This window comes from Streptantibioticus parmotrematis (assembly GCF_019890615.1).
GTDB lineage: Bacteria > Actinomycetota > Actinomycetes > Streptomycetales > Streptomycetaceae > Streptantibioticus_D > Streptantibioticus_D parmotrematis.
On the sequence record NZ_JAINVZ010000020.1, the window covers coordinates 109,249 to 135,466 of the forward strand.

17 protein-coding genes are annotated in these 26,218 nt (G+C 72.3%); 6 read left to right on the top strand and 11 right to left on the bottom strand.

Annotation, left to right across the window (positions count from 1 at the left end; all coding sequences use genetic code 11):
- Positions 1-65: 65 nt before the first annotated feature.
- Positions 66-5,036 carry an NAD-glutamate dehydrogenase gene (locus K7472_RS24720; protein ID WP_222980748.1) on the bottom strand — a complete coding sequence of 1,657 codons (4,971 nt, stop codon included), beginning with the start codon at positions 5,034-5,036 and terminating at the stop codon, positions 66-68.
- Between the two features lie 460 nt (positions 5,037-5,496).
- On the opposite strand from K7472_RS24720, the gene K7472_RS24725 reads away from it, so the two are divergent.
- Positions 5,497-6,063 carry a DJ-1/PfpI family protein gene (locus tag K7472_RS24725; RefSeq protein WP_222980749.1) on the top strand — a complete coding sequence of 189 codons (567 nt, stop codon included), beginning with the start codon at positions 5,497-5,499 and terminating at the stop codon, positions 6,061-6,063.
- A gap of 95 nt (positions 6,064-6,158) precedes the next feature.
- Here K7472_RS24725 and K7472_RS24730 read toward each other — a convergent pair whose 3' ends face one another.
- Positions 6,159-6,821, bottom strand: a complete 663-nt coding sequence (locus tag K7472_RS24730; RefSeq protein WP_222980750.1) for an HAD family hydrolase — start codon at positions 6,819-6,821, stop codon at positions 6,159-6,161.
- A 101-nt stretch (positions 6,822-6,922) separates the two neighbouring features.
- The gene (locus K7472_RS24735; RefSeq protein ID WP_222980751.1) at positions 6,923-7,429 is read right to left on the bottom strand and encodes a DUF6912 family protein; all 507 of its coding nucleotides are present in this window, start codon (positions 7,427-7,429) and stop codon (positions 6,923-6,925) included.
- 351 nt (positions 7,430-7,780) lie between these two features.
- Between K7472_RS24735 and K7472_RS24740 the strand changes: the two genes are divergently transcribed.
- On the top strand, positions 7,781-8,338 hold the full coding sequence (locus K7472_RS24740) for an Rv3235 family protein (RefSeq protein ID WP_252396170.1): 558 nt from the start codon (positions 7,781-7,783) through the stop codon (positions 8,336-8,338).
- 110 nt (positions 8,339-8,448) lie between these two features.
- Here the strand turns inward: K7472_RS24740 and secA are convergent, their stop codons facing one another.
- A complete protein-coding gene (gene secA, locus K7472_RS24745; RefSeq protein WP_222980752.1) occupies positions 8,449-11,229 on the bottom strand; it encodes a preprotein translocase subunit SecA in 2,781 nt (926 codons plus the stop codon).
- 336 nt (positions 11,230-11,565) lie between these two features.
- Between secA and K7472_RS24750 the strand changes: the two genes are divergently transcribed.
- Together K7472_RS24750 and K7472_RS24755 are read left to right on the top strand one after the other, a co-directional pair.
- A complete protein-coding gene (locus K7472_RS24750) occupies positions 11,566-12,153 on the top strand; it encodes a GNAT family N-acetyltransferase (protein ID WP_222980753.1) in 588 nt (195 codons plus the stop codon).
- A gap of 87 nt (positions 12,154-12,240) precedes the next feature.
- The gene (locus K7472_RS24755; RefSeq protein ID WP_222980754.1) at positions 12,241-13,425 is read left to right on the top strand and encodes a winged helix-turn-helix domain-containing protein; all 1,185 of its coding nucleotides are present in this window, start codon (positions 12,241-12,243) and stop codon (positions 13,423-13,425) included.
- Positions 13,426-13,576: 151 nt separating this feature from the next.
- On the opposite strand, the gene K7472_RS24760 is transcribed toward K7472_RS24755, so the two are convergent.
- From K7472_RS24760 to mtnA, 7 genes are all read right to left on the bottom strand, one after another.
- Complete coding sequence (locus K7472_RS24760) at positions 13,577-14,341, bottom strand: response regulator (protein WP_222980755.1); 765 nt, start codon at positions 14,339-14,341, stop codon at positions 13,577-13,579.
- Between the two features lie 284 nt (positions 14,342-14,625).
- Positions 14,626-15,300: a ribosome hibernation-promoting factor, HPF/YfiA family gene (hpf, locus tag K7472_RS24765; RefSeq protein ID WP_372458047.1), complete on the bottom strand. Its 675-nt coding sequence runs from the start codon at positions 15,298-15,300 to the stop codon at positions 14,626-14,628.
- A gap of 424 nt (positions 15,301-15,724) precedes the next feature.
- Positions 15,725-16,615, bottom strand: a complete 891-nt coding sequence (locus K7472_RS24770; protein WP_222980757.1) for a ComF family protein — start codon at positions 16,613-16,615, stop codon at positions 15,725-15,727.
- 324 nt (positions 16,616-16,939) lie between these two features.
- Positions 16,940-18,790, bottom strand: coding sequence for an LpqB family beta-propeller domain-containing protein (locus K7472_RS24775; RefSeq protein ID WP_252396171.1), 1,851 nt, complete (start codon positions 18,788-18,790; stop codon positions 16,940-16,942).
- Positions 18,791-18,827: 37 nt separating this feature from the next.
- Positions 18,828-21,227: an MtrAB system histidine kinase MtrB gene (gene mtrB, locus K7472_RS24780; RefSeq protein ID WP_252396172.1), complete on the bottom strand. Its 2,400-nt coding sequence runs from the start codon at positions 21,225-21,227 to the stop codon at positions 18,828-18,830.
- 7 nt (positions 21,228-21,234) lie between these two features.
- Positions 21,235-21,912: a two-component system response regulator MtrA gene (gene mtrA / locus K7472_RS24785; protein WP_109446831.1), complete on the bottom strand. Its 678-nt coding sequence runs from the start codon at positions 21,910-21,912 to the stop codon at positions 21,235-21,237.
- Between the two features lie 235 nt (positions 21,913-22,147).
- The gene (gene mtnA / locus K7472_RS24790; RefSeq protein ID WP_222980758.1) at positions 22,148-23,263 is read right to left on the bottom strand and encodes an S-methyl-5-thioribose-1-phosphate isomerase; all 1,116 of its coding nucleotides are present in this window, start codon (positions 23,261-23,263) and stop codon (positions 22,148-22,150) included.
- Between the two features lie 204 nt (positions 23,264-23,467).
- On the opposite strand from mtnA, the gene K7472_RS24795 reads away from it, so the two are divergent.
- Positions 23,468-24,898 carry a DUF7847 domain-containing protein gene (locus K7472_RS24795; protein WP_222980759.1) on the top strand — a complete coding sequence of 477 codons (1,431 nt, stop codon included), beginning with the start codon at positions 23,468-23,470 and terminating at the stop codon, positions 24,896-24,898.
- A gap of 265 nt (positions 24,899-25,163) precedes the next feature.
- The gene (gene pip / locus K7472_RS24800; protein ID WP_222980760.1) at positions 25,164-26,123 is read left to right on the top strand and encodes a prolyl aminopeptidase; all 960 of its coding nucleotides are present in this window, start codon (positions 25,164-25,166) and stop codon (positions 26,121-26,123) included.
- Positions 26,124-26,218 lie beyond the last annotated feature (95 nt).

The window sequence follows — 26,218 nt, forward strand, 5'->3', positions numbered from 1 at the left end:
CGAAGGGGCCCGCGGCGTGTGCCGCGGGCCCCTCGTCGTTTCAGCGGGACAGCTGCTTCAGCGGGTCAGCTGTGCGTGCGCAGCAGGGTGCGCATGGTCCGCATCGCCACCGAGAGGTTCGCCAGGTCGAAGGACTCCGAGCCCTGGATCTCCTCCAGCGTGGTGCGGGCACGGCCCAGCAGCGCCGCGTTCTTGCGCTCCCACTCCTCGAAGCGCTGCTCCGGCGTGGAGGCGTCGTTGCCGGCCGACAGCACGTCCTGGGTCAGCGCCGCGTGCGCCGCGAACAGGTCCTCGCGGATCGCCGCCCGCGCCATCGACTGCCAGCGGTCGGCCCGCGGCAGCTCGATGATGCGGTCGAGCAGCTTCGTGATGGACAGCCGGTCGGCCAGGTCGTAGTAGACCTCGGCGACGTCCAGCGCGTCCTTCTCGACCCGGTCGGCGACCGCGACGATGTCGAGCGCGGGGAAGATCGAGGAGAAGCCCGCGACCCGATTCGCCAGTTCCTCCGGGACCCCGGCGCCGGTCAGCTCGTCGTGGATGCCCTGGTACCAGTCCAGGTCGGCGCCGCGCATCAGCTTGGGCAGCTGCGCCCAGACCGCCGCGACGCGCTCGCCGAAGAACTCGATGGTCTCGGCGATCTGGAGCGGCTGCGGGCGGTTGTTGAGCAGCCAGCGGGTGCCGCGTTCGACCAGCCGCCGCGAGTGCAGCCGGATGCGGGTCAGCGCGTCGGCCGCCACCACGTTGTCCAGCGCCTCGACGTCGTCCCAGATCCGGGCCAGGTCGAAGATGGCCCGGGCGGCGGTGTGCGCCCGCACGATCTCCTCGGTGGACGCGCCGGTCTCCTCGCGCAGCCGGTGCAGGAACGTCGTGCCACCGGTGTTGACGGTGTCGTTGACCAGCAGCGTGGTGATGATCTCGCGGTGCAGCGCGTGCCCGTCGACCTGGGTGGCGAACCGTTCACGCAGCGCGTGCGGGAAGTACGCGTGCAGCAGCGAGCGCAGGTACGGGTCGTCCGGCAGGTCGGTGGCGATCAGCTCGTCGGCCGCCGTGATCTTGGTGTAGGCGAGCAGCACGCTGGTCTCGGGGTCGGTCAGCCCCTGCCCCGCGCTGAGCCGCTCGCGGATCTGGCGGTCGGTGGGCAGGAACTCCAGCGCCCGGTCCAGGTGGCCGTCGCGCACCAGGCGGCGCATGAAGCGCTGCTGGGCGGGGAGCAGGCTGTGCGCCTGGGCCATGGAGTTGGCGAGCGCCACGTTCTGCGCGTAGTTGTTGCGCAGCACCAGCGAGCCGACCTCGTCGGTCATCTCCGCCAGCAGCGAGTTGCGCTGCTTGACGGTCATGTCGCCGTCCGCGACGACCGAGTTGAGCAGGATCTTGATGTTGACCTCGTGGTCCGAGGCGTCCACGCCCGCGCTGTTGTCGATGGCGTCGGTGTTGATCCGGCCGCCGTTGCCGCCGGGGCCGCCGCTGCGGGCGAACTCGATGCGGCCCAGCTGGGTCAGGCCCAGGTTGCCGCCCTCGCCGACCACCTTGACGCGCAGCTCGTCGCCGTTGACGCGGATCGCGTCGTTGGCCTTGTCGCCGACGTCGGCGTGCGACTCGGTGGACGCCTTCACGTACGTGCCGATGCCGCCGTTCCACAGCAGGTCCACCGGGGCCTGGAGGATGGCCTTCATCAGTTCCGCGGGCGTCATCTTCGCGACGCCGGACTCGATGCCCAGCGCCCTGCGCACCTGCGAGGTGATCACGATGGACTTGGCGGTGCGCGGGTGCACGCCGCCGCCGGCCGAGATCAGCTTGGTGTCGTAATCGGCCCAGCTGCTGCGCGGCAGTTCGAACATCCGGCGCCGCTCGGCGTACGAGGACGCCGCGTCGGGCTCCGGGTCGAGGAAGATGTGCCGGTGGTCGAAGGCCGCGACCAGGCGGATGTGCTCGCTCAGCAGCATGCCGTTGCCGAACACGTCGCCGGACATGTCGCCGACGCCGACGACCGTGAAGTCCTCTTCCTGGGTGTCGTGGCCCATCTCGCGGAAGTGCCGCTCGACCGACTCCCAGGCGCCCTTGGCGGTGATGCCCATCTTCTTGTGGTCGTAGCCGACCGAGCCGCCGGAGGCGAAGGCGTCGCCGAGCCAGAAGCCGTAGGAGATCGCGACCTCGTTGGCGATGTCGGAGAAGGCCGCGGTGCCCTTGTCGGCGGCGACCACCAGGTAGGTGTCGTCGCCGTCGTGCCGCACGACGTCCTTGGGCGGCACGACCTCGCCGCCGACCAGGTTGTCGGTGATGTCGAGCAGACCCGAGATGAACGTCTTGTACGAGGCGATGCCCTCGGCCAGCCACGCGTCACGGTCGGCCGCCGGGTCCGGCAGCCGCTTGCCGACGAAGCCGCCCTTGGCGCCGACCGGCACGATGACGGTGTTCTTGACCATCTGCGCCTTGACCAGGCCCAGGACCTCGGTGCGGAAGTCCTCCCGGCGGTCCGACCAGCGCAGGCCACCGCGGGCGACCTTGCCGAACCGCAGGTGGACGCCCTCGACGCGCGGCGAGTAGACCCAGATCTCGTAGGCCGGGCGCGGCGCGGGCAGCTCCGGGATGGCCTGCGGGTCGAACTTCATCGACAGGTACGGGCGGGCGTGGCCGTCGCCGTCCAGCTGGAAGTAGTTGGTGCGCAGCGTCGCCTTGATCAGGGTGAGGAACGCGCGCAGGATGCGGTCCTCGTCGAGCGAGGCGACCTGGTCCAGCGCGCCGTCCAGCTCCTCCAGCAGCCCGTCGGTCAGCTCGGCACCGGCCCGCTGGTGGTCGGGCGACATGCGGGCCTGGAAGAGGTTGACCAGCAGCCGGGTGGTGTGGACGTTGGTGCGGAGGGTCTCCTCCATGTACTCCTGGCTGAAGGTGGCGCCGGCCTGCCGCAGGTACTTGGCGTACGCGCGCAGCACCATCGCCTCGCGCCAGGTCAGCCCGGCGCGCAGCACCAGCGCGTTGAAGCCGTCGTTCTCCGCCTCGCCGGTCCAGGTGGCGGAGAACGCCTCCTGGAAGCGCTCGCGGGCGTCGTCGCCCAGGTCGCCGAGCGAACGGTCCAGGCGCAGGCCGAAGTCGTAGATCCACGCCTTGGAGTGGTCGGCGCGCTTGAGCTCGTACGGCCGCTCGTCGACGACCTCGACGCCGAGGCGCTCCAGGACCGGCAGTACCTCGGTGAGCAGGACCGGGGCGCCGGTGCGGTAGATCTTGAAGCGGCGCTCGCCCGGTCCGGCGCCGACCGGCTCGTAGAGGCTGAGGGTGAAGTCGCCCTCAGGGGCGAGCTGTTCGAGGTGCTGGAGGTCGGCGACCGCGGTGCGGGCGGAGAAGTCGGCCTTGTAGCCCTCGGGGAAGGCGTGTGTGTAGCGGCGGGCGAGTTCGGCGGCGCGCTCCTCGCCGCACTCGGCGCCGAGCGCCTCGGTGAAGCCGTCCTGCCAGGAGCGGGCGGCCTCCACCAGGCGGGCCTCGATGCGGTCGATCTCGCTGTCGGTCAGTTCCGGCAGGCGGGTGCCGGGGGCGACGCGGATGACGAAGTGCAGCCGGGAGAGCACCGATTCGGTGTTCCAGGCGGTGAAGTCGACGGTGCGGCCCTGGAGTTCCTCGCGCAGGATCTCGGTCAGCCGCAGCCGCACCTCGGTGGTGTAGCGGTCGCGCGGCAGGTAGACCAGCGCCGAGTAGTAGCGGCCGTATTCGTCCTGGCGCAGGAACAGCCGCAGCCGGCGGCGTTCCTGGAGGTACAGGACGCTGGTGACGATGGGCCGCAGCTCGTCCGCACCGGTCTGGAACAGCTCGTCGCGCGGGTAGGTCTCCAGGATCTGCAGCAGGTCCCGGCCGTCGTGGCTGTCGGGGCCGAACCCGGCGCCCGCCAGCACTTCCTGCACCTTGCGGCGGACCACGGGCACCCGGGTGACGGACTCGGTGTACGCGGCGGAGGAGAACAGCCCGAGGAAGCGGCGCTCACCGGTGACGTTGCCCTCGGAGTCGAAGGTCTTGACGCCCACGTAGTCGAGGTACGAGGGGCGGTGCACGGTGGAGCGGCTGTTGGCCTTGGTGAGGATCAGCAGGTGCGGCTCGCGGGCCTTGGCGCGGGCGTCGGCGGGCAGCCGGTTGAACGAGGAGGCGATCGGCTTGCCGCCCTCCTCCTCTCGGTGCACCGGGTCGGAGCGCAGGATGCCCAGGCCGGTGCCGGGGACGGCGGTCAGCACGTCCTCCTCGGTGCCGTCCGCGGTCGTCCCGGTCGTCAGCTTGTACTCGCGGTAGCCGAGGAAGGTGAAGTGGTCGTCGGCGAGCCAGCGCAGCAGCTCCCACGCCTCACCGACCTCCTGCTCCGGCAGCGCGGGCGGGGTGGCGGCCAGCTCGTCGGCGATGCGCAGCGCGGCGTCGCGCATCTTGGTCCAGTCCTCGACGGACTCGCGCACGTCGGACAGCACGCGGCGCAGGTCGGAGGTGATCTGCTTGAGGTCGGCGCGGTCGGTCTCGCGGTCCACCTCGACGTGGATCCACGACTCGATCAGCGCGTCGTGCGGCAGCTGGGCGCCGGGCAGACCGGCTCCGGCGGCCTCGACCAGGTTGCTGGTGCCGAGGATCTCCAGCAGCTTGCCGGTGACGTCACGGCGGACGACGACCTGCGGGTGGATGACGACGTGGATGGCGCGGTCCTGGCGGGACAGCTCGTTGGTGACCGAGTCCACCAGGAAGGGCATGTCGTCGGTGACGACCTCGACGACGGTGTGACTGCAGGTCCAGCCGTTCTCCTCGACGGAGGGGGTGTGGACCCGTACGTTCGCCGTGCCCTGCGGGCGGACCTCGGCGAGGCGGTAGTGCGACAGCGCGGCGCCGTAGACGTCCACCGGGTCACGGTGCACGACGTCCTCGGGTGCGGTGTGCAGGTAGTAGCGCTGGAGGAACGTTCCGATGGCCTCCGCGTCGAGGCCCTCGTCAGGTAGTCCCCCCGCCGGGCTGTTCTCAGCTACCCGTGCCGCCCGGTCGAGCAGCTCGGCCTTGGCTTCGTCCAGCTTGGTCTGCATGTCCTCTGACTCCTGTCGCGCGCCGTTGCGTGACGTCGGGATTGATGTGCGCGTCGCCCCGGCGCGGTGTTGCCGTTCGGGGACGACGTTATGCCTCGAAAGGGCCGATCCGGGTGCGCGTTCGGTGTTGTGACCCGGATGTGACGACCAGCGGGGCGCCGGGCGGGATTCCGCCGGCGGCGCAGCTCGACGGCTTCGTCGCCGTCGCTCGGTATCGCGCTGATCACCAGGTAAGGCTATCGCTCCTGGGAGGGGAGCTGTCAGGGACCGTTTGTGTACAAGGCCACATCCCCGTCTTCGACGCTTTGGACAGTGCGCCGAACGCGCGCCGGGACGCGCCCCGCGTACGCCCCCTCCGTCCCCGAGGTCCCGCCCGCGGCCCCGGTTGGCAAAGGGCGCCGGGCGGTGCAGCGTGGAGCGTGAGGGCGGGAGCGGTGTGACGGGAAGGCGGGAGGACGCCATGGCACCGAAGGTTCTCATCGTGACCGGCGACGCGGCGGAGTCGCTGGAAGTGCTCTACCCGTACCAGCGGCTGCGCGAGGAGGGGTACGAGGTCCACCTCGCGGCGCCGTCCGCGAAGAAGCTGCGGTTCGTCGTGCACGACTTCGAGGAGGGCTTCGACACCTACACCGAGAAGCCCGGCTACACCTGGCCCGCCGACCTGGCCTTCTCCGAGGTCGACGCCGGCCAGTACGCGGCCGTGGTGATTCCCGGCGGCCGGGCCCCGGAGTACCTGCGCAACGACCCGCTGCTGCGCAAGATCCTCAAGGCCTTCTTCGACGCCGACAAGCCGGTCGCCCAGATCTGCCACGGCCCGCTGATCACGGCGGCGGTCGGGGCGCTCCACGGTCGGCGCACGGCGGCCTACCCGGCGCTGGAGCCGGACATGGAGAGCGCGGGCGCGAGCTTCCACGACGCGGAGGCCGTGGTCGACGGCGTGATGGTCTCGGCCCGCGCCTGGCCAGACCACCCGGCGTGGATGCGGGAGTTCCTGAAGGTCCTGCGCGAGAAGGCACCGGTCGACTGAGGGCGGTCACGGCGGTCACGTGAGGGCGGTCGCGGCGGGCCCGGCGGTCGGACGATCAGGCCGTGGAGCCGCCGGGGCATCAGGCGGCCGGGGCATCACGCCGTCAGGCGCAGCGCTTCCCTGACCGCTTCGGCGAGCGTGTCGACCACGGGGACCCCGGCCGCCTCCAGGCTGGCCCTGCTGTGCGAACCGCCGGTGTAGAGCACCGCCAGCGCGCCCACGTGCTCGGCCGCCACCGCGTCGTCGACCGCGTCGCCTATGACCACCGTGCGCCGCGCCCGGACGCCGCCGAGCGCAGCGAGGTGGCGGGCCATGTGCTCGGCCTTGCCGGTGCCGGAGGGCCCGGTGGCGCCGTCCACCCGGACGAAGCGGCCGGTGATGCCGTGCGTGTCCACGATCGGTATCAGCCGGTCGTGCGGGGCCAGCGAGCACAGCGACTGGGTGTGCCCGGCCGACTGGTGGGCGGCGAGCAGCTCGGCGGCGCCCTCGGCGAGCCCGCAGGTGCCGGCGAGGGTCCAGTAGTGGCGGTGGAAGATCCGGTCCATCACCAGCCACTCGTCGTCCGTGGGCAGCCGCCCGAGCAGCCGTTCGTAGAACCTCGGCACCGGCACGCAGTACAGCTCGCGGTACCGATCGAGGGTGATCGGCGGCAGGCCGAGCTCGCCGAACGCGGCGTTGGTCGCCTCGATGACGGCGTCGATGTCGTGGAACAGCGTGCCGTTCCAGTCCCACACGATGTGGGTCAGGTCCTTGGCCATGCGACGACCCTACTCGGGGCCACCGACAAGGAATCCGGCCCGCTCCCGGGCCGTCCGCGAGGACACCGGCCCGCCGCCTTCTCAGCCGATCAGGCCAGGGATCAGCCGACCAGGCCGGGGATCTCCTGGGTCGCGAACCACAGCAGCTCGTGGTCCTCCGCGCCGTCCACGGTGAAACGCGCGTCGTCGTCGCCCGCGTCCGCCGCGCCCAGCGCCGCCGCCGCGGCGGTCACGTCGTCGCGCGCGTCGTCGGCGTCCACGTGCACCGCGGCGGCCTTGGCCAGCGGCACGGCGGAGTCCAGCCGGACCGCGCCCAGCGCGGCGGGGTCGAGCCCGCGGTCCGGGTCGAACGCGGCGTCCTGGTCGGGGACGTCGACGGCGACCACGACGCGCCGCCGGGCCGCGTCCGGCTGCCCGGCGAGCAGGCGCAGGCTGGCCTGCGCGGCGCGGGTCAGTGCGGCGTACTCCAGCTCCTCGATGTCGTCGGAGACGTACCACTCGCGCAGGGCGGGGGTGACCGCGTAGGCGTCCAGCGGGGCCGGGCCCAGCTCACCCGCCCGGTGGGCCTCGGCGAGGGCGGGCAGGGTGGTGGGGATGTAGACGCGCATCGGTGCCGCTCCGGTGACCTGCGTAAGGCGTGACCTGCGTACGGGGACGGTCTCAGCATACGGTCGGACCGGCCGCCGCGGTCAGCCGCGGTTCTCCGCCAGGTACCCCTTCGGGCGGATCCGCGCGACCGCGGCGGTCCGGGCGCCGTACTCCCCGTCCCGCACCGGGGCCGGTGGTACGGGCCCCGGTTCACCCCGGCGGACCACGAATCACCCTGATAGGTGAACTTGCGGCCCCCCTGACACAGGCCCGGTCCTCCCTTGTCGGCCGCGCCCCGCAGTCGTTAGAAGTCTGACATCGAGACGATCACGCAGAGCGACCACGACTGCCGACGGCAAGGGGCAAGGGCCATGACGACCACCACGATGACCAGTACCTCCGCCGCTTCGGCCACGACCGACTCGGCGGGGACGGCCGGGCGGCGGGCGCCGCGACCACTGCGGCGGACACCCTCCGTCACCGCTCCCCCGAGCCGCCGCGACGCCCGCCGCCCCGGGGCGCTCCCCGTACGGCAGGGAACGCGCGGGGCGGCCCCAGCGGCAGCGGCTCCGGACGCGGTACGGCGGGACGCGCGGCGCGCGCAGCCGCACCGCTGGTTCGCCGACCGGCTGCTGGAGGTCTTGAGCGGGCAGCGCCCGGTCGCCTGGATGCTGGGCCACACCGCGGGCGAGGCCGCGTACGATCGGCTGTGGCAGCTGGCCTCGCAGGGCGTACTGCGTCCGCCGAAGGGGCGGCCGGTGCCGCTGGTGCGCGGCTGCGGCTGCCGGGCGGTGGCGCCGGGCGTGCTGGAGGCGTTCGCCCGGGTCGCCTCGGGGGACGCCTCGCGCGCCCTGGCCTTCCGGCTGGAACGCGGCATCGACCTGCGCTGGCGCTGCACGGCCGTGGACACGGCGGGCCCGTCATGGTGACGTACGCGGCCCGTACGGCCGCCCGGCGAGGCTCCCCGCACGGGCGAGGGGCCGGACCCCGCCGTAACGGAATCCGGCCCCTCGGGCCGCGGGCGCGTCGCGCGCTCGCGTCACTTCTTGCGGCGACGGCCGCCCTTCTGGGCCTTGCGGCGCTCCGCGCGGGTCAGACCGTCGGAGTCGGAGTCGGCGCCGTAGCCCTCGCCGTCCTCGGCGAAGTCGCCCTCGATGACGCCGCCCGCGCCGTCCACGGTCGGCGCGGAGAAGTGCAGCCGGTCCGGACGCTGCGGGGCCTCCAGGCCCTTGGCGTGGATCTCCGGGCGCCCGGCGCCGACCGGCACCGCGTCCTGCTTCTCCAGGTCGACCGGCTCGGCCTGTACCGGGACCTCCTCGACCTGCTGCTCGACCTGGACCTCCAGGTTGAACAGGTAGCCGACGGACTCCTCCTTGATGCCGTCCATCATCGCGTTGAACATGTCGAAGCCCTCGCGCTGGTACTCCACCAGCGGGTCGCGCTGCGCCATGGCGCGCAGGCCGATGCCCTCCTGGAGGTAGTCCATCTCGTAGAGGTGCTCGCGCCACTTGCGGTCCAGCACCGACAGCACGACCCGGCGCTCCAGCTCGCGCATGATCTCCGAGCCGAGCTGGTCCTCACGGGCCTTGTACTGCTCGTGGATGTCTTCCTTGATCATCTCGGCGATGAGGTCCGCGGTGACCCCGGCGCGGTCGCCCGCCTCGTCGTCGAGGTCCTCGACGGTGACCTTGATCGGGTACAGCTGCGCGAACGCGCTCCACAGCCGATCGAGGTCCCACTCCTCGGCGAAGCCCTCGCCGGTCTCCGCCTTGATGTAGTCGTCGATGGTGTCGTCCATGAAGTGCGCGATCTGCTCGTGCAGGTCCTCGCCCTCCAGGACGCGGCGGCGCTCGCCGTAGATGACCTCGCGCTGCCGGTTGAGCACCTCGTCGTACTTCAGGACGTTCTTGCGGATCTCGAAGTTCTGCTGCTCGACCTGCGACTGCGCGGAGGCGATGGCGCGGGTGACCATCTTGTTCTCGATCGGCACGTCGTCCGGCACGTTGGCCATCGCCATGACGCGCTCGACCATCTGGGCCTTGAACAGCCGCATCAGGTCGTCGCCCAGCGACAGGTAGAAGCGGGACTCGCCCGGGTCGCCCTGACGGCCGGAACGGCCGCGCAGCTGGTTGTCGATGCGCCGCGACTCGTGGCGCTCGGTGCCCAGCACGTACAGGCCGCCCAGCTCGCGGACCTCCTCGAACTCGGCCTTCACCGCCGCCTCGGCGCGCTTGAGCGCCTCCGGCAGCGCCGCGGCCCACTCCTCGACGTGCTCGACCGGGTCCAGGCCGCGCTGCCGCAGCTCCGCCTCGGCCAGGTCGTCGGGGTTGCCGCCGAGCTTGATGTCGGTACCGCGGCCGGCCATGTTCGTGGCCACCGTGACGGCGCCCTTGCGGCCCGCCTGGGCGACGATCGTGGCCTCACGGTCGTGCTGCTTGGCGTTGAGCACCTCGTGCGGCACGCCGCGCTTGGCGAGCTGCTGGGAGAGGTACTCCGACTTCTCCACCGAGGTCGTGCCGACCAGGACCGGCTGGCCCTTCTCGTGCTTCTCGGCGATGTCCTCGACGACCGCCGCGAACTTCGACTCCTCGGTGCGGTAGATCAGGTCCGCCTTGTCGAGGCGCTGCACGGAGCGGTTGGTCGGGATGGGGACCACGCCGAGCTTGTAGATCTGGTAGAACTCCGCGGCCTCGGTCATGGCCGTACCGGTCATGCCGGACAGCTTGCCGTAGAGGCGGAAGAAGTTCTGGAGGGTGATGGTGGCCAGCGTCTGGTTCTCGTTCTGGATCTCCACCCCCTCCTTGGCCTCGATCGCCTGGTGCATGCCCTCGTTGTAGCGGCGGCCGGCGAGGATACGGCCGGTGTGCTCGTCGACGATCATGACCTCGCCGTCCATGACGACGTAGTCCTTGTCCTTCTTGTACAGCTCCTTCGCCTTGATGGCGTTGTTCAGGAAGCCGACGAGAGGGGTGTTGACCGACTCGTAGAGGTTGTCGATGCCCAGCCAGTCCTCGACCCGGGTGACGCCCTCCTCCAGGATGCCGACGGTGCGCTTCTTCTCGTCGACCTCGTAGTCGCGGTCGAGCTTCAGGCGCAGCACCAGCTTGGCGAAGTCGCTGTACCACTTGGTGGCCTGGTCCGCCGGGCCGGAGATGATCAGCGGGGTGCGGGCCTCGTCGATGAGGATGGAGTCGACCTCGTCGACGATCGCGAAGTTGTGCCCGCGCTGCACCAGTTCGTCGGCCGACCACGCCATGTTGTCGCGCAGGTAGTCGAAGCCGAACTCGTTGTTGGTGCCGTACGTGATGTCGCAGTGGTACTGCTCACGCCGCTCGGCGGGCGTCATGTTGGCGAGGATGCAGCCGACGTTCAGGCCCAGGAACTTGTGGACCCGGCCCATCCACTCCGAGTCGCGCTCGGCGAGGTAGTCGTTGGTCGTGATCAGGTGGACGCCCTTGCCGGAGATCGCGTTCAGGTACGCGGGCAGGGTGCCGACGAGGGTCTTGCCCTCACCGGTGCGCATCTCGGCCACGTAGCCGAGGTGCAGGGCGGCACCACCCATGATCTGGACGTCGTAGTGGCGCTGGCCGAGCACCCGCTTGGCGGCCTCACGGACGGTGGCGAACGCCTCCGGCAGCAGGTCGTCGAGGCTCTCGCCGTCCTCGTACCGCTGCCTGTACTCGTCGGTGAGGGCCCGCAGCTCCGCGTCGCTCAGGTTGACGAAGTCCTCTTCGATGGATTTCACCTGTTCCGCGATGCGGTTCAGCTTGCGCAGGATCTTTCCCTCACCTGCGCGCAGGATCTTGCCGAAGACGGACACGTAGGCTGGCTCCTTGCCGGTCGGGCCTGGCACGCTCTCTCGCGCTGGGCGCGGCGGGCCCCTCCTTGCCGTGGGCACCTGACCGCACCGGCCATCGTAAGCGAAGGGGCCACCCCGCCGGGAGGTCCGGCGGCGCACCGGCGTTCCATCACTCCGTACGGTGACGCGCGCGCCCTCGCGCGGTGCGTCGGGGGACGCTCGCGTGGCGTGCCCGGGGTCGCTCGCGCGGCGTGCCGGGGGACAGCGATGTCCGGTGTCGGCGGGCGCGGATCTCGGGTGTCGGCGGGCTGGGATATCCGGTGTCGGCGGGCGCGGGCGCTCAGGAATACTTCCTGGATGGAACCGGTAACGCTCACCACGGAACGACTGCTGCTGCGCCCCCTCGGCCCCGCCGACGCCGACGCGCTCCACCTGGCCTGCCAGGACCCGGAGATCCCGCGCTGGACCACCGTGCCGTCCCCTTACTCCCGTGCCGACGCCGACACCTTCGTCGCCACCTCCCAGCGGGGCTGGCAGGACGAGTCGCTGCTGAACTTCGGGGTCTTCACCCGCGGCGGTGGCGAACTCGTGGGGTCGATGGGGCTGGTGCGGCTGGCGTTGCTGCGGGCGCCGGAACGTCAGGCGGAGCTGGGCTACTGGACGGCCAAGGAGCAGCGCGGTCGCGGCTACACCGTGGAGGCGGCCCGGGCGGTCATCCGCTGGGCCTTCACGGACCTGGGCGTGGAACGCCTGGAGTGGCACGCGGAGGCGGGCAACGCCGCGTCCCGGGCGGTGGCCCTCAAGACGGGCTTCCGCATGGAGGGCACGCAGCGCGCCAAGGCCCTGCACGGCGGCACCCGCCGCGACATATGGACCGCCGCCCTGCTGCCGTCCGACCTGGGCCTGGCCTCCGGGACCGCGTACCTGCCGTACGAACGGGACTGACGGCGGCGAGGTGGTGGTGTGGCCGGTCGGGCGGTGCGGCCTTGCCGCGGGCCGGCGTTGTCAGTGGTGGCTCCTAGGCTGAGGGCCATGACGACGACGCCGACGCTGCCGCCCCCGCGCACCGAGTTGTCCGCCGACGAGGCCCGCCGCATCGCGCTGCGCGCGCAGGGCCTGCTCGGGGCGCCGGACCGGCGGGCCGGGGTGCGCGGCGTGCTGCGTTCGCTGGGCGCGGTGCAGCTCGACACGATCTCGGTGCTGGCCCGCTCGCACGAGCTGATCCCGTACGCCCGCCTCGGCGCCGTGGGCCGCGAGGCCGTGGAGGAGGCGTACTGGAGCGGGAATCACGCTTTCGAGTACTGGTCGCACGCCGCGTGCGTGCTGCCCATCGAGGAGTGGCCGCACTTCGCGTTCCGCCGCCGCGCCCGCCGGGCCCGGGGCCACCGCTGGCACGTGATGGCGGACGCCGACCGCTCGTGCGCCGCGGTCCTGGAGCGCCTGACCGCCGAAGGCCCGCTCACCTCCACGGAGTTGGGCGGCGCCAAGAACGGCGGACCGTGGTGGGACTGGTCGGAGACGAAGATCGCGGTCGAATGGCTGCTGGACACCGGTGACGTGGTGTGCGTCCGGCGGCGCGGCTGGAAGCGGGTCTACGACCTCGCCGAGCGTGCCGTGCCCGGCGCGCTCCTCCACGACGACCTGGACGACACCGAGTGCGTGCGGCGCCTGGTCGCGCTGGCCGGGCGTTCGCTGGGGGTGGCCACCCGCGCCGACCTCGCCGACTACCACCGGCTCACCGGCGCCCAGGTCGACGCGGTGATCGCCGACTCGGGGCTGGTCCCGGTCGAGGTGCGGGGCTGGGGCAAGCCCGCCTGGGCCGACCCGGCGGCGCTGCGGGAGGCGCCGCGCGGCCGTCACCGCACGACGTTGCTGTCCCCGTTCGACTCCCTGGTGTGGGACCGCGCCCGCACGGAGCGGGTCTTCGGCTTCACCCACCGCCTCGAGGCGTACGTGCCGAAGCCCAAGCGGATCCACGGGTACTTCGCGATGCCGCTGCTGTCGGGCGGCAGGCTGATCGGCCGCGTCGACCCGGCCCGCGAGGGCGATACGCTCGTGGCGCGGCAGTTGTCGATGGCGGGTCCCCGGGCGGTCGAGCCGATGGCCCAGGCGCTGCGCGAGGCCGCCGCGTGGGTGGGGTGCGAGGCGGTACGCGTCGAGCAGGTGGACGACGCGCGACTGAAGGAGGCCCTGATCACGGAGCTGGGAGGGTCCTGAGCCGGGGGCGGGACCGGCTCACGGTTGGCCGAAATCCGCCGGGGCACGTCCGATCGCGACGGTGATGCGGGGAGCGCGAGCGCCGGACAGGCCCGTGCGGGGTCGGCCGGAGGGGTGGGCACGCGGACAGCCGGAGAGGCGGGCGAGCGCCTCAGCGGATCTCCAGTATCTTCTCCCGCATCGCGTACACCACGGCCTCCATCCGGGAGTGCAGCTGGAGCTTCTCCAAGATGTTGCGCACGTGGTTCTTGACGGTGTTCTCGCTGATGAACAGCTCTTTCGCGATGTCGCGGTTGTTCATGCCGGTCGCGACCAGCTTGAGCACCTCCAGCTCCCGGTCGGTGAGCCGGGGGGCCGGGACGAGGCGGCGCTCGTCGGTGCGCTGGATCATCGACTTGAACTCGGTGAGCAGCTTGGACGCCATCGACGGGCTGATCTGCGACTGGCCGTCGACGACCGCGCGGATGGCGGTCGATACCTCGTCCGTGGAGATCTCCTTGAGCAGATAGCCCGTGGCTCCGGCCTTGATCGCCTCGTAGAGGTCGGCCTCCTCGTCGCTGATCGTCAGCATGATGATCTTCGCGCTCGGGGCCACCTCCTTGATGGACGTGCACGCCTCGATCCCGCCGCGACGTGGCATCCGCACGTCCATGAGAACGATGTCGGGCAGCAGGTCAGCGGCCTTGTCGACGGCCTCCGCGCCGTCCCCCGCCTCGCCGACGACCTGGATGTCCTCCTCCGCGGCCAACACGATCTCCAGACCGCGCCGGAAGAGCGCGTGGTCGTCGACGACCAGGACTCTGATGGGCTCGCTGCGCCGCGTGCCCGTCCCCGGGCCGTCCGGGCCCTCGTCGGTGCCGATGGCGTCGGCGGCGCCCATGGCACCGACGGCCGCCGCATCGAAGCTGTCCGGCATCGGTTCCCCTCCCCTCGAGCCGGTCCCCCACCGCATCGCACGCACGGCGACGGGCCAACGCGGCTGCGCTGCCCGGCGGTTGACTCTCATCATGATTTCATGCCCGGGCGGCGTACCGGCGATTCCGCGGCAGCCGGAGGCGGCCGGTTGACGGCCGTCGGCGGCGCACTCCACGCTCCGCGCGCCCCCTGCGCCGAGGCCCCCGCGCTCTCCCCGACTACCACGGAACGGCGGTGCCCCCGGCCGCTCGCCGGGGGCACCGCGTGCGTCGGATCACCGGCGGCTCACCGGTGCAGCATGCCGCCCGCGCCCGAGGGCGGCTCGGCGGACGGGTCCTCCTTGAGGTAGATGACGCCGTAGTCGTAGCCGTGGCGCCGGTAGACGACGCTCGGCTGGTTCCGCTCCGAGTCGACGAACAGGTAGAAGTCGTGCCCGACCAGCTCCATCTCGTAGAGCGCCTGGTCGAGGGTCATCGGGGAGGCGGCGTGCGTCTTCTCGCGGACCACCAGCGGCCCGTCGCCCTGGACGTCGAGCGGGCCGACCTTCGTGGTGGGCACCTCGCCCGCCCCCGCGGAACCGTCCTCCACGGCAGGCGTGGCGAGCGGCGCGGTGTACGCGGCGACACTGACCGCGGTCCGCCCGCCGCGTCGGGCCATGTGCCGCTTGTCGGCGTGCTTGCGCAGTTGCGCGTCCAGCTTGCTGGTCGCCGCGTCCAGCGCCGCGTACGGGTCACCGGCGGCCGCCTCGGCCCGCACGACCGGGCCCCGGGAGCGCAGCGTGATCTCCACCCGGTCGGAACGGTCGGCGAGACGCGGGTTGTGCTCCTTGGAGAGTTCGACATCGAGGCTGATGACCTTGCCGTCCAGCTTCTGGATCTTCTCCAGGTTCAACTTCTCCGCGACGTGCTTGCGGAACCGCTCGGGCACTTCGGTCTTACGGCCCTTGACGACGATGTCCACGCAGAACTCCGTTCCCGGATCGCCCCGCCGCGCGGGGCACATCCCTTGCGCTAAGGCCGGCGGGCACCGGTCCCGTCCGGCACTGCGTTCACAGCTGCATCCGCGGGCTCCGGACGCCTCCGGAGCGGCGGGGTCGCGGCTTTCACCTCCTCTTCCCCCAAGGGGAAGATCAACACCCCACGCGATGCGTGGAATCCACCGGGATCCCGGGGAAATGCCCGGGGGACCGCTAGCGAACACCGGGATACGACAGGGTTACGACGAAGCCTCCGCGCTCCTCATACCCGAACATATCCCCCTGGGGTGATGGTCGGCACCCCCTGCGGTGCTATACCTCCGTTCGGGTGAACAGCACCCTGTACCAGCAGGAACGAAGCACGTCCGCGATCGGTTCCGGCACCGTCCCGCCTCGTCCTGTGGCGTCTCACGTCCACCGTCGACCGCCTCCGTCCCCCATCCTCCGCCGTACCGCCGGGTACGGCGATCCGTCGCCTGCCCAGACCCGGCCCGCGCACACCCGCACCGGCTCCGGCACTTCCCAGGACCGCGGTGGAACCGCGATCACCGCCGCCCCGCACACCGCCCCGCCGGCCTCCCGGACCGCCCGGGACGCCTCGGCCAGCGACGCACCGGTGGTCATCAGGTCGTCGACCACGACCACCGGGCCGTGCGCCAACAACCGTTCGCCACCCGCGACGGTGCCCAGCGCACCGCTGAGGTTGGCCATCCGCCCGGCCGCCGAAAGACCCGTCTGGTCGGCGACCGGCCGCCGCTGCCGCAGCACCGCGAGCACCCGCGCGGGCACTCCCGCGCCGCGCAGCGCCCGCGCCGCCCGCAACGCGATCCGCCGCGCCGGATCGTGCCCCCGGGCCGCCACCGCCCGCCGCGACGACGGCACCGGAACCAGCAGCAGCGGTGCACCCGGCCCCGGCGGCCCCGCACTGCGCCGGACTCCGGCCCGCACCCCGGACCCGGCGCCGACCCGCGCGTCCGCACCCCCGCTGTCACCGGCGACCAGCCCGCCCGCCGCACGCACCGCGCGCGCCAGGGCGTCCCCCAGCGGCCCGGCCAGCCGCAGGGCGCCGCGCTCCTTGTGGGCCAGCAGCACGGCGCGCACCGTGTCCTCGTACGCCCCGGCCGCGTACACCTCGGGCAGACCCGCCGGCTCGGGGTCCGGTCTGACGCGGCGCGCCGCCCCCGCACCGGTCAGCCGTCCGTCGCACCCCTCGCACAGCGCACCGCCGCCGGCCCGGCCGCACCCCGCGCAGTCGACCGGGAGCACCAGGTCCGCCAGCTCCCGCCACATCCCTTTCATGGCTCCACTGTGCCCACTCGGGCCCCACCCCACCAGCCCTGTGGACAACGCCTGTGGACAACTCCCCGCAGCCACAAGCGCGATGGGGTCACAGCAGGTCAGAGGGTTCGGCTGCGCCGGGGCCAGGGGCCAGGGGCACGTCGGCGGCACGCGCTGCGACGTGTACGACGGGGGCGGCCGACCGGCGACGTCAAGCCCCAACGCCCGCCTCAGCCCGGACGGACCGACGACGTCCCGCCCCAACGTCCCGCCCCAACGGCCCGCTCGGCTCGGAGCGTCCCGCTCAGCTCGAAGCGTCCCGCTCAGTCCGGAACGCGTCCCGCCTCAGCCCGGATAGACCGGTGACGTCCCGTCCTGCGAGACCAACTTCCACTCGCCGTCTTCCGGCAGCCGGAACATCCCCTCGTCGGAGGCGACCAGCAGCGGGCGGGTCTGGTCCTCGAAGGCCGCGACCGCCGAGACCTTGCTGATGCCCGGCAGCGTCGGGGTGTACGCGGCCGAGCCGTCGGTGTCGACGTACTGGAGCTGCTGCACGCCGTGCGACTGCTTGCCGACCACGACCAGCCTGCTCTCCCCCGCCCACGACGCCGCCTGCACGTCCTCCAACTGCGGTGCGATGTCGCGCAGTTCGGTGACCGAGACCTGCGGTGCGGTGGCCGTGCCGGAGCGTTCGACGCGACCCAGTTGCAGCGTGGTGTGTCCGTCGCGGTTGACCAGCAGCGCGATGCGCACGCCGTCCGCCGCGACCTTCACCGCCTCGATCGTGCCGTTCGACAGGTCCGGCACCGTCACCTCGGTGGTGCGGCCGTCCTGCCACATCAGCAGCCTCGGGTCGCCGGGATCGCGGTCGGCCACCCACAGGTCGCCCAGGCCGTCCCAACTCGGCGCCGTGAAGCCCTCGTCGGCGGAGTGGGCCGCGCTGGTCGCCACCTGCTTCGGCGTGCCCGACGCGTTGAGCGGCCCCACGGACAACGTCCGTCCATCCGTGGACACGCCCGCCGCGGTCTGCTCGTCACGGGAGACCGCCACCGACCCCAGCCCGGCCTGGCCCTTGCCGAACGGTCCGGCGACCGGCTGTGGGGTGCCGCCGTCAGGGTCGACGCTCTCCAGGCGGTGGTCGTCGTCGACGAAGTACTGCTGGCTGCCGCTGCCGGTCACCCGGGCCGGGGCGTACGCCTGCGCGCGGTCGCGGCTCATCGAGCACAGCGAGGAGCCGTCGGCGCGCTCCACGTCCACCGACGTCACCTGAGCCGTCGACTGGTCCTGGACGGTGAACAGCAGCTGCGCCGCCATGCGTTCGCAGCTCGGGCGGGAGGCGTGCTCGGCGGTGCTGCTCAGCGGCACTCGCAGTCTGCCGGAGTCGTCCAGCGCGAGGTTCTGCCCCTTCAGCGTCGTGCCGGCGGGGAACGCGGAGTCGACCACCGGCTGCAGCCAGGTGCTCGGGCCGGACAGCAGCGCCTGCACCGACGAGGTGACGGGGTCTATCCGCCGCCGCACGTACACCGGGTCCGCTACCAGTACGTCCTTCGCCGGCCCCTCCGGATTCGTCCCGAGCTGCGCGTAGTAGTACATGTTGACGGAGTGGTAGATGCGCTGGAAGTCGGAGTCGCCGAGCACCAGCCCGTCCGGCAGCGCGTCGATCCGCCACTCGCCGCCCACCTGCGTCAGATGGAAACTCGTGCGGTAGGTGGCGGAAACCGGCGTGTAGGAGTGCTTGCGGTCCACCACGGCGACCTGGTCGGCCGTCAGCGCGATGGTGGTGCCGTTCTCCAGGCGGTCCGCGTCGTTGTGCTGCACCGTCAGCCGGGGGCCGCCGGAGACCACGGTGATCTGGCTGAAGGGGTCCCAGTGGGCAGCCGGTCCCGTCAGGTATTTGCGGGCGGTCTGGTAGTCCGCCTCGTCGCTGGTGACCGCCTCGAGGAAGCCGCTGACGATCTGCATCGGCTGCTCGTTCTTCTGCGGCTGCACACCGAAGACCCGCACTTGCGGATCGGAGTCGGTGCGCGTCTCGTCGCCCACCTTCGTGACGTCACTGCTGTCGGGCATCGACGCGCAGCCGGTCAGCAGCGCGGCGCAGGCCAGCAGCGCGCCCGCCCTGGCGAGCGCGCGGCGGCGCTGCGCGGGGCCACGGCCCGCACGGCGTGCGCCACCCCTGGTGTGCGGCATCGCGTTCATCCCTCCCCCGGCTCCTGCGCTCGGCCCCCGGAACCGCTCAGCTGCTGCTGCCCGGCTGTCCTTGCCGCCGGGTGTGCGACTGTACGGGGCCCGCCCGCGCGGACGCCCCGGGGCCCCCGGCCCGTACGCCGCCACCGCTCACGGCCTGACCGCTCACGACATCGCTATCGCTGCTCGCGCCGTCACCGCTCACGGCCTCACCGCGTACGGCGTCGGCCCGCGCCTCCGGCTCATGCGTCTCCGGCTCGTGCGTCTCCGACTCCTGCGGCGCGGACGCGTCCTGCGGCCGCGTGCCGACCACCCGCGCACCGCTGCCCGGCAACGCGGCCGGGTCGGCGGCGGGCGGCCTCGGCGGGTTCCCCGGCATCTGCGGTATAGGCGACCGCGCGGACGGCAGCGCGGGCGCCGCCGTCGCCGCGGAGGCGGCCTTGGCCGATGCCTGCGCCCTGATCCTGCGCTGGCGGCGCGAGTCCTCCGGTTCCAGCGGTATCGGCGATCCGCGCAGTGCGTCGCCCGCCGTACGCGGCAGCGTCAGCCGGAACTGCGAGCCGCCGCCCGGCTCACCCCACGCCTGGAGCCAGCCGCCGTGCAGCCGGGCGTCCTCCACCGCGATCGACAGGCCGAGGCCGGTGCCGCCGGTCGTCCTGGCGCGGGCCGGGTCGGCCCGCCAGAAGCGGTTGAAGACGCGGGTCGCCTCGCCGGGCTTGAGTCCGACGCCGTAGTCGCGCACGGCGACCGCGACCGCGCCGGAGGCCGTCGCCAGCCGGACCACCACGTCACGCCCCTCGCCGTGCTCGACGGCGTTGACCACGAGGTTGCGCAGGACGCGCTCGACGCGGCGGGCGTCCGCCTCGGCGACCACGGGCTGCTCGTCGCCGCGCACCAGCACGCGGCTGCCCTTGCGCTCGGCGAGCGGCTCGGCGGCGTCGACCACCCGGCGCACGACCTCGCGCAGGTCTATCGGCTCGGCCTCCAGCGCTGCCGCGCCCGCGTCGAAGCGGCTGATCTCCAGCAGGTCGGACAGCAGCGACTCGAACCGTTCCACCTGGCTCTGCAGCAGTTCCGCGGAGCGCGCGGTGATCGGGTCGAAGTCCTCACGGCTGTCGTGGATGACCTCGGCCGCCATCCGTACCGTCGTCAACGGGGTGCGCAGCTCGTGCGAGACGTCGGAGACGAACCGCCGCTGCATCCGCGACAGCTCCTCCAACTGCATGATCTTGGTCTGGAGGGTCTGCGCCATCTTGTTGAACGACTCACCGAGCCGTGCGATGTCGTCCTCGCCGGAGACCTTCATCCGCTCCTGGAGCACGCCGTCGGCCAGCCGCTCGGAGATCCCGGCGGCCATCCGCACCGGCGTGACCACCTGCCGCACCACCAGCCACGCGATCGCGCCCAGCAGGGCGACGACGAACACCCCCGCGGTCGCGAGTGTCGTCTCGACCAGGCTGAGGGTCTTCTCCTCCTGGGTGAACGGGAAGAGGTAGTACAGCTCGTACGACTTACCGCTCGAATCGGTGAGCCGCTTGCCGATGACCAGGCCGGGCTGACCGCCCGAGTCACCCTCGCGGATGATCCTGGTGTCCCGCTGGTAGACGCCGCCCTGCTGCGCGACCGCGTTGCGCAGCGCCATCGGCACGCTCTCCTCGGGCAGCACGTCACCGGAGGCGCGCGGGCCACGGGTGCTGGGGCTGTCCGACTGGTACGGCTGCTGGTCGGCGTCGGAACTCAGCGCGACCACGTAGAACACGCCCTGGCCGCCGCTGGCGAGCTGCTGGACGAGGTTGGTCAGCCAGGTGCCGGGGTCGACCGTGGCGCGCCCGGAGCCGTTCGCACCGGCCGCACCGGAGGCGGAGGACGAGCCGTCCTCGGAGGCGCCCGGGTCGTCCGCGGCCGTCGCCTGTGCCTGCGCGACGCTGAAGCCGCCCAGCGCCTGGCCCTGGGCCGCCTTCGTCTTGGCGTCCAGCAGACCGTTGCGCACGGTGCCGATCACGACGATGCCGAGCAGCAGGACGACGCCCATCGACATCAGCAGTGTCGTGGCGACGACACGTAGCTGGATGTTGCGCCGCCACAGCCGCGCGGCGGGCAGGAGCGGCCGTCGCGCCCACCGCCAGGCGGCGCGCAGGACGGGCAGCAGACCGAGCAGGGGGTCGGTGTGCCGGTTCTCCGGCGGTCCGGGGAGAGCGGTCGGCCGGCGGCCGGCGGCACCACCGTCCGGCGGCGTCGCGGAGCCGGACGGCTCCCGCCGGGCGCCGGGCAGGGCGGCCGGGCCACGCCCGGCCTCCTGACCGCGGTCAGCCGCGAGGCCGGGCCCGGCCGCAGGGGCGTGCTCCGCCGTCGGGGCATGCCGCAGGTCGCCGTCGCGGTGCTCCTCGTGCGGCACCGGACCGCTCTCGTACCCGGGCCCGGTCATCCCGGTGCCCCTGCTCGCGGGCATGCCGTGCTCAGCCCGGCCCGGCCTTGTAGCCGACGCCGCGCACGGTCACGACGATCTCCGGACGCTCCGGGTCCCGTTCGACCTTGGAGCGCAGCCGCTGCACGTGCACGTTGACCAGGCGGGTGTCCGCGGCGTGGCGGTAGCCCCAGACCTGTTCGAGCAGCACCTCGCGGGTGAAGACCTGCCAGGGCTTGCGGGCGAGCGCGACCAGCAGGTCGAACTCCAGCGGGGTCAGCGCGATCGGCTGGCCGTCCCGCTTGACGGAGTGGCCCGCGACGTCGATGACCAGGTCGCCGATGGTCAGCTGCTCGGGCGTCGGCTCCTCGGCCCTGCGCAGCCGTGCCCGCACCCGGGCCACCAGCTCCTTGGGCTTGAACGGCTTGATCACGTAGTCGTCGGCGCCCGACTCCAGGCCCACGACCACGTCGACGGTGTCGCTCTTGGCGGTGAGCATGACGATCGGCACCCCGGACTCGGCCCGGATCTGCCGGCAGACGTCGATGCCGTCCCGTCCCGGAAGCATCAGGTCCAGCAGGACCAGGTCGGGTTTGGTCTCGCGGAAGGCGGCGAGAGCCTTGTCGCCGTCCGACACGAACGACGGCTCAAAACCTTCTCCACGCAGCACGATGCCGAGCATCTCTGCCAGTGCGGTGTCGTCGTCGACGACAAGGACGCGTCCCTTCATATAGGCATCATCCCATTTACCCATCCGTTATGTGCAGCCGGGTGATCCAGGTCACTGGCCTGCGATGACGTGCGGCGATGTCCGTTACCGCGCACTTACGTGCGGTGGCGACGAGAGCAGAAGCGTGCTGACTCGCGGCGAAGCAGAAGGGTGCCGCTTCACGGCGGCGCCGGTACGGTCCGGCGCCGCCGCTGACGTACGGGAGGCCGTTCTCAGGCCCGCGGCAGTCCGTGGCTCAGCCCGCGACCAGCTCCGCGATCGACGCCGCGTCGACCGGCGACGCCACGCCCGTCTCCGTGACGACCGCCGTGATCAGGTCGGGCGGGGTGACGTCGAAGGCCGGGTTGTACGCCTGCGTGCCCAGCGGGGCGACGGGAACGGCCGCTCCGGGCAGCTCGGTGACCTCGTGGCCCGGGCGCTGCTCGACCTCGATCGACGCACCGTCCGGCGTCGCAGGGTCCACCGTGGTCGTCGGCGCGACCACCACGAACGGGACGCCGTGGTGCCGGGCCAGCACCGCCAGCGGGTAGGTGCCCACCTTGTTCGCCGTCGAGCCGTCCGCGGCGATCCGGTCCGCCCCGACGAGCACGGCGTCCACCTCGCCCGCCGCGAACAGCGACCCGGCCGCGTTGTCCGCCAGCAGCGTGTACGGCATCGCGGCGCGGGCCGCCTCGTACGCCGTGAGCCGCGCACCCTGCAACAACGGACGCGTCTCGTCCACCCACAGCCGCCGCAACCTGCCCTCCCGGTGCGCGGCGAGCGCGACGCCGAACGCGGTGCCCCGGCCTCCGGAGACCAGCGCACCAGTGTTGCAGTGCGTCAGGACGCGGTAGCCGCCGCCCGGGACGAGCCGTTCCAGCAGGGCGAGGCCGTGCGCCGCCATGCTCTCGCTCGCGCGGGCGTCCTCGGCGTGCAGCGCGCGGGCCTCGGACAGCGCGACGGCGGTCGCCGCGGGCACGTCCGCCCCCGCCGACAGCGCGGCACGGTACGCGTCGTACGCCCGGCGTACGCCCCGACTCAGGTTGACGGCCGTGGGGCGGGCGCCGGACAGCAGCGCGGCGGCTTCGTCCACGTCGTAGCCGCGAGCGGCCGCCAGCGCGACGCCGTACGCGCCCGCGAGACCCAGCAGCGGCGCGCCCCGCACGGCGAGCGTGCTGATCGCCGCGACGAGCGCCTGGACATCCGTACAGACCAGTTCCACCTCTTCGGCGGGCAATCGGGTCTGGTCGAGCAGGACGAGGACGGCGCCCTCGGGACCCTCGGGCGGTTCCTCCCATCGCAGCGCGGCGGACAGAGCCGGGACACCGCGGAGCTGATCATTGGCCTGGGGTGTGACGGACTGATCATCCATCCGCCCAGTCTGCCCTGCCGCACCCCGTCAGCAGAATGCCCCGGACCGGGCGGGCCCGACATGGCACGCTGCCCGGGACCGGGCGGCCCGACACGGCGCGATGGGCCCCATGACACGATGGCCGCGGACCGACGGCCACACGAGGGCCCCGGACGGACGGTCCTGACGCGCCGCGGCGAGAGGCGCCGCCACGAAGGAGCATCGATGAACGACTCTGCGGGCTGGGCTTCGCCCGGATCCACCCCCGCCGACTCGTCGGATCCCACGACGACGCCGGCCGGGACCCCGCCCGCGGCGGACCAGCCGAACCAGCCCGGCCTGCCCGATCAGCCCGGCGTGCCGGATCAGCCGGGCGCGCCGGACCGGTCCGACAAGGGCGGTCAAGGCGACCAGGCCGACGCGCCTCCGGCACCACCCACGCCGCCCACAGCACCCGTGCCGAACGTGCCGCCCGTGCCGCCCAACTGGTCGCCGAACCAGCCTCCGCCCGGCCGGTGGAACGGCCCCGGCACGCCCTCGGGCACCTCTTCCGGCCCTGTCCCGCCGCCTCCGCCCCCGCCGGCTCCCGGCTACACCCAGCCGCCGTCCGGGTACGGCAACGGCGGCTGGGGCGCACCGCCGCCGCAGGGCTGGGGCTGGAGCGGCGTGTCCGGGCAGGGCCCGGGCCCGGTTCCGCCCTGGCGCCAGGCCCCGTACGCGCCGAAGCCCGGCGTGATCCCGCTGCGCCCGCTGGGCGTCGGCGAGATCTTCGACGGCGCGATCGCCACCATGCGGATCCACTGGCGCACGGTCTTCGGCATCTCGCTCGTCGTCGCCCTCCTGACCGTCACCGCGTCCACGCTGGTCAACGGGTTCTTCTTCGACCACGGCGAGGGCGTTGACGCGTTGCGCTCGACCCCGGACCCGACGCTGCACGACATGGTGCACGCCGTCGGCGACACCCTCGCCGGCGGCCTCCTGGCGTCGGTGATCAGCGTCCTCGGCCAGATCGTCGCCACCGCGATGCTCACGATGATCGTCAGCCGCGCCGTCCTCGGCCGCGCGACCGACGCGAACGAAGCGTGGCGGGACGCCAGGCCCCAGGTGCCGCGGCTGCTGGGACTGACGTTGCTGCTCCCGCTCATCGCGGGGGCGGTCCTGGCGGTGTCGGTCGCCCCCGGCACCGCGGTCGCCCTGCTCGGCAACGGGGACGCGGGCGCCGGCTTCATCGCCCTCGGCGTCCTCGTCGGCACGGTCGTCGCGGTCTGGCTGCTGGTCAGCCTGTGCCTGGCGTCGCCCGCGCTGATGCTGGAGCGCCAGGGCGTCCTCACCTCGATCGCCCGGTCGTTCAGGCTGGTACGCGGCACGTGGTGGCGGGTCTTCGGCGTCCAGCTCCTGTCCGTTCTCCTGACGCTCGTGGTCACCTCGATCATCGGGATCCCGTTCTCGATGGTCGCGTCCGTCACGAGCGGCGGCGGCACGACGGGCTGGCCCTATCTGATCATCACCGGCCTGGGCACGGTCGTCGGCGCCACGTTGACGTTCCCGTTCAGCGCGGGCGTCAGCGTCCTGCTCTACCTCGACCAGCGCATCCGCAAGGAGTCCCTGGACGTCGAACTGATCCGGGCCGCCGCGCCGACCCGGCCCACCGGGTGACGGGACGACTTCGTCAGCTTCGTCAGCGCCCGTGCACCTCGTCAGAGGGATCGTGCAAGGGGACCGGTCGCGGGGAACGACGGCTTCGGCCGGTGCGCCCCCGCGACCGGTCCCTTTCGCGTGTCGGGACGGTCTGCCTGTCGGACCGGCTCTACCTGTCGAGCCGGCTTTGTCTATCAGGTCGGTCCCAACGCCGTTGACATGATGGGGGGTTGGGGCAAAACGAAGTGAACCGGAGCAGGGCCCCGGTCTAGGCTCGCCGCTCATGGTTGACCTCTACGAGCCCACTTCCCCCTACGACCAAGGCTTCCTCGACACCGGGGACGGCAACCGCGTGCACTACGAGCAGCTCGGCAACCCCGTCGGCAAGCCCGCGGTGCACGTCCACGGCGGTCCGGGCGGGGGCACCGCCCAACGGCCGACGCAGGCCTGGGACCCCGAGCGCTACCGCCTCGTCCGCTTCGACCAGCGCAACTGCGGCCGCAGCACCCCGCACGCCAGCGACCCCGCGGCGGACATGAGCCTCAACACCACGCAGCACCTCATCGACGACATGGAGCGCCTGCGCGAGCACCTCGGCATCGACAAGTGGCTGGTCAACGGCGCCTCCTGGGGCTCGACGCTCGGCCTCGCCTACGCGCAGCAGCACCCCGAACGGGTCACCGAGATCGTCATCCAGGCGGTGACGACATCCAGCCCCGCCGAACTCGACTGGCTCTACCGGGGCGCCGGGCGCTTCCACCCCGAGGCATGGGACCGATTCCGCGACGGCGTCCCGGAGGACGAACGGGACGGCGATCTCCTGGCCGCCTACGCACGCCTGATGGAGAACCCCGACCGCGCGATCCGCGAAAAGGCCGCCGCCGACTGGCTCACCTGGGAGGACGCGGTCATCTCCCATGAACCCAACGGCAGTCCCGGCATGTACAGCGACCGCGACGTCGACGCACAGATCGGGTTCGTACGGATCTGCTCCCACATCTTCAGCAACGGCGCGTGGCTGGAGAAGGACCAGATCCTGCGCGACGCCCACAAGCTCGCCGGAATCCCCGGAGTCCTGGTCCACGGCCGGCACGACATGGGCTGCCCACCGCAAACAGCATGGGAGTTGGCGAAGGCCTGGCCGGACGCACGGCTGCACATCTTCGACGACTCGGGACACGTCGGAGGTGAGGCGATGAAGCACACGGTCAGGGCAGCACTGGAGGAGTTCAAGAATCGCTGACCGCAGGCCTGTCGGCTCGGGCACCAGCTGAAATCCGAGGCGGACGAACAAAATTGACGAGGAATACGGTGGCGTAGCTTTTGCTGCCGTAACGC